Genomic DNA, 3,643 nt, shown 5'->3' with positions numbered 1-3,643 from the left:
CCGCGCGGCCCTGGCCGCCCGGAACCGGCGCCCGCCGCGCAGGCCGGCCGCGGCGGCCGGCACGGAGATCAGACAGACGGCCACCGCCGCGACCGGATGCCGCCCGGCCGCCTCCAGCACCACCCGCCCGGTGAACCACACGCCCAGCAGGACGACGGCGGCCAGCACGAAGGCCAGAGCCGTCACCCGCAGGTCGAAGGCGGGCTTGCGGTCCGGCGTACGCCTCCGGCGTGCGGATACGGCCATCGGTGCTGGTCCCCCTGGTGATCCGGCGTGGAACGCCACTGCTCATCACTGCCGTCTGCCCCGCGCCGCCGTTTTCAACGGGCCGCTCGCGGCGGCCCGCCGCACAGGGCTCAGCAGCCGACGCCGACGCAGTCCTGCCGGAAGGCCTGCTCGCCGTCCACCGTGCCGACGACCGTGAAGCCCTCGAGCGTGACGCCGCTCTCCGTCTCGATCCGGGGATCGCCGCCGGCATCGGCCACCATCCGGGCCTCCCCGCCCTCCACGGTGGTGCCCTCGCAGGTGACCTTCAGGTTCTCCCCGGCGCCCTCGTCGGTGCAGGCGAGGTCACCGTCGATCTCGTGCCCGGCCTGGTCGAAGGCGAGTTCGCCGGCCTCGGCCGCGCTGTTGCGGGCGAGGGTTCCGGAGACGTCCTCCCCGGTGCCGCCGTCCCCGCAGCCCGAGAGCAGAAAAACGCCGCACAGCAGCGCGGCCGGCAGAGCGGCCCGCACGGTCTTCCTTCCCATACGTCCTCCTGGTCCCGCACGTGTGAAGGGTTCCGTGCCCGGATGCCCGCCGCGCGGTGCCGCCAACCCCCCCGGCGCCTTCCCCGCCGCCCCTCCGAGGACGAGGACGGCACCCGCCGCCCGGCGGGTGCCGTCCTCGTCCTCGGCCCGATGGCCGGCGCCCGTCGCCGGCCCGGTGGTCAGCGGTAGTTGGTGAACTGGATCGCGAAGTCGAAGTCCTTGCCCTTGAGCAGGGCGATGACCTCCTGCAGGGCGTCCCGGCTCTTGTGGCTGACGCGGAGCTCGTCGCCCTGCACCTGGGCCTTGACGCCCTTGGGGCCCTCGTCGCGAATGATCTTCGCGACCTTCTTGGCGTTGTCCTGGGAGATGCCCTCCTGGATCGACGCGACGAGCTTGTACTCCTTGCCGGACAACTGGGGCTCCCCGGCTTCCAGGGACTTCAGGGAGATACCCCGCTTGACCAGCTTGGTCTGGAGGATGTCGAGGATGGCCTTGACCCGCTCCTCGGAGTTGGCCCGCATCTCGATCTTCTCGCCCGACCAGGCGATGGAGGCCCCCACACCCTTGAAGTCGAAGCGCTGGGAGATCTCCTTGGCGGTCTGGTTGAGGGCGTTGTCGACCTCCTGCCGCTCGACCTTCGAGACGATGTCGAAACTGGAGTCGGCCATCGTGGATTGGCTCCTCGTGCGTAGATCCGTCAGGGTGCGGTCCGATCCCGGTACCGGCTCGGTCCGCGCCGCCAGCCTAGTCATCCGCCGCGGTGATCCACCGCCCGACAACCAGGTGGCGGACCACCCCCCACCATCGGGTATGGTTGTGCGCGTTGTCAGGGAGCGAACGCCCCCGAGGCGACAATCCCAGGCGGTGTGCCCGAGCGGCCAAAGGGAGCAGACTGTAAATCTGCCGGCTCAGCCTTCCCAGGTTCGAATCCTGGCGCCGCCACGCGAGGGAGACGGCCCCCGACCAGCGCAAGCGGTCGGGGGCCGTTCGCCGTTCCGCCCGGCGCGCCGCCGCGCAGTGTGCCGCGGCGGTCGCCGCTGGACTCCTCCAACTCCGGGAACCAGGTCACGTCGTGGGCGGCGGTGTGGCCGGTGACGTACAGCACCAGGGATCGGTCCCGGTCACCGAGTGGGGAAGTCCCGCTGCCCCGCCACCGGGGCCAAACGCGCCGTCCGGCACCTCCGGTCAGTCCGGCACCTCCGTCGCCTCCGAGCCCAGTTCCGCGATCGCCTGGTCGACCGGGACCTCGCCGGAGACCAGCTCCAGCGTCACCCGCGCCGCGCGCGGGTCGTCCAGGAGGGCGAGGAGGACGGCCGCCACGTCGTCGCGGGAGACCTCGCCCCGGCCCGTGCGCGGCTCCAGCCGCACCCGCCCGGTGCCGGGGTGGTTGGTGAGACGGCCGGGGCGCAGGATCGTCCAGTCCAGGTTGACGCGGCGGCGGATGTCGTCGTCGGCGGCGCCCTTGGCGCGCAGATAGGCGGCGAAGGCGGGCTCCATGTCGGCGGGGGGCTCGTCGTCCGCGCCCATCGCGGAGACGACCAGGAAGCGGCGTACTCCGGCCAGTTCGGCGGCGTCCGCGAAGAGGACCGCGGCCGCGCGGTCCACCGTCTCCTTGCGGGCCGTGCCACTGCCCGGGCCCGCGCCCGCCGCGAAGACCGCGGCGTCGGCGTCCCGCAGGTGCCGGGCGACCTCCTCCGCGGACGACGACTCCAGGTCGCAGACGATCGGCTCGGCTCCCGCCGAGCGCAGGTCGTCCGCGTGCTCGGGCCGCCGGATGAGTCCCGCGACCTCCTCACCGCGCGCGGCGAGCAACCGCTCCAGCCGCAGCGCGATCTGACCGTGTCCTCCAGCGATGACTGTGCGCATACTCCGACGGTACGACGCCCGGCCCGCTCTCCGCCGCGTACGCCGCCGTCAGCGCTGCGACTGGCGGGGAAACCCCGGCTCGGCCCCGGGGCCGCCCGGTTCCGGGGCCGCCGTGTCCGCCGGGCCGGCCGGGTCCGTGGCGTCGCAGTACTCGCGCACCGCGCTGGTGCGGGCCACCACCCGGCCGCGGTGGACGACCAGGCGGCTGTACGCCAGCGAGAGCGTTCCGGCGAGCGTACGGCCGCGTACGGCCAGCAACTCCGCCGGGAAGCCGGCCTCGATCCGCACCCGCGGCAGCCCCATGGCCTCCCGCGCCCGCGTACTCACCGCCTCGTAGGCATCCTCCGGGCCGGCCTGACCGTGCGAGGCCAGCAGATAGGCGGCCTCCAGCGGGTCGCCGCGGCCCACCGGGTTGGCCGTGTCGCGCAGCGCGCCGCTGCCCGCGGCGACCCGTACCCCCGCCGCCCGCAGCAGCCGCACCGGCGTGGTGCGGGGGCCTTCGGCCGCCCGCGGCGGCAGGACGCAGCCGCCCTGGGGCAGGCAGACCACCGTGATCCCGGCCGCCGCGAGGGATTCGGCGGCGCGGGCCGCGGTCTCCAGCGGCAGCCTGGCCAGACCGTCGCACGGGCCGATGACCACCCTGGGCCGCAGCCCGCCGGCCACCGAGGCCAGGCGCGACAGCCGGACCGGGTCGGAGCCGTCGGTGTGCAGGTCCACCGCGCAGCCGTACTCGGCCGCCACCTCCAGCACGGTCTCCGCGTAACCGGCCGGGTCGGGGTCGAGGTCCGGGCAGCCGCCCACCGCGGTGGCCCCCATGCCCACCGCCTCGCGCAGCATCGCCAGGCCGTCGGCACCCGCCGCGCCGGTCAGCAGCCGCGGCACGGCGACGGCGGTGAGGTCGGCCAGTCCGCGCAGGGCGTTTCGGGCCCGCAGTACGGCCCGCAGGGCGCGCAGCCCGGCGACGTCGCCGACGCGCACATGGGTGCGCACCGCGGTCGCGCCGTGGCCGAGCTGGAGCAGGGCCGCCT

The 3,643-nt window shown here is 74.7% G+C and carries 4 protein-coding genes, 1 tRNA gene and 1 pseudogene; 1 reads left to right on the top strand and 5 read right to left on the bottom strand.

The window, feature by feature from the left end:
- From AC2CJA_RS25340 to AC2CJA_RS25330, 3 genes and pseudogenes are all read right to left on the bottom strand, one after another.
- Positions 1 to 246 (bottom strand): annotated as a pseudogene (locus tag AC2CJA_RS25340) (restriction endonuclease); the annotation flags it as partial.
- A 110-nt stretch (positions 247 to 356) separates the two neighbouring features.
- Positions 357 to 749: a hypothetical protein gene (locus tag AC2CJA_RS25335; protein WP_484604999.1), complete on the bottom strand. Its 393-nt coding sequence runs from the start codon at positions 747 to 749 to the stop codon at positions 357 to 359.
- Positions 750 to 928: 179 nt separating this feature from the next.
- Positions 929 to 1,417, bottom strand: a complete 489-nt coding sequence (locus tag AC2CJA_RS25330; protein ID WP_484604998.1) for a YajQ family cyclic di-GMP-binding protein — start codon at positions 1,415 to 1,417, stop codon at positions 929 to 931.
- Positions 1,418 to 1,609: 192 nt separating this feature from the next.
- On the opposite strand from AC2CJA_RS25330, the gene AC2CJA_RS25325 reads away from it, so the two are divergent.
- Positions 1,610 to 1,691 (top strand) — tRNA-Tyr (locus AC2CJA_RS25325).
- A 243-nt stretch (positions 1,692 to 1,934) separates the two neighbouring features.
- On the opposite strand, the gene AC2CJA_RS25320 is transcribed toward AC2CJA_RS25325, so the two are convergent.
- Both AC2CJA_RS25320 and AC2CJA_RS25315 read right to left on the bottom strand, forming a co-directional pair.
- A complete protein-coding gene (locus AC2CJA_RS25320) occupies positions 1,935 to 2,615 on the bottom strand; it encodes an NAD(P)H-binding protein (RefSeq protein WP_484604997.1) in 681 nt (226 codons plus the stop codon).
- A 48-nt stretch (positions 2,616 to 2,663) separates the two neighbouring features.
- On the bottom strand, positions 2,664 to 3,643 hold a 980-nt coding region (locus tag AC2CJA_RS25315), incomplete at its 5' end, for an amidohydrolase family protein (RefSeq protein WP_484604996.1).

It is taken from the genome of Streptomyces sp. ATLC9 (genome assembly GCF_057196705.1).
Note: the sequence above shows the minus strand (reverse complement) of the source record. Positions and strands in the feature narration are given on the sequence as shown.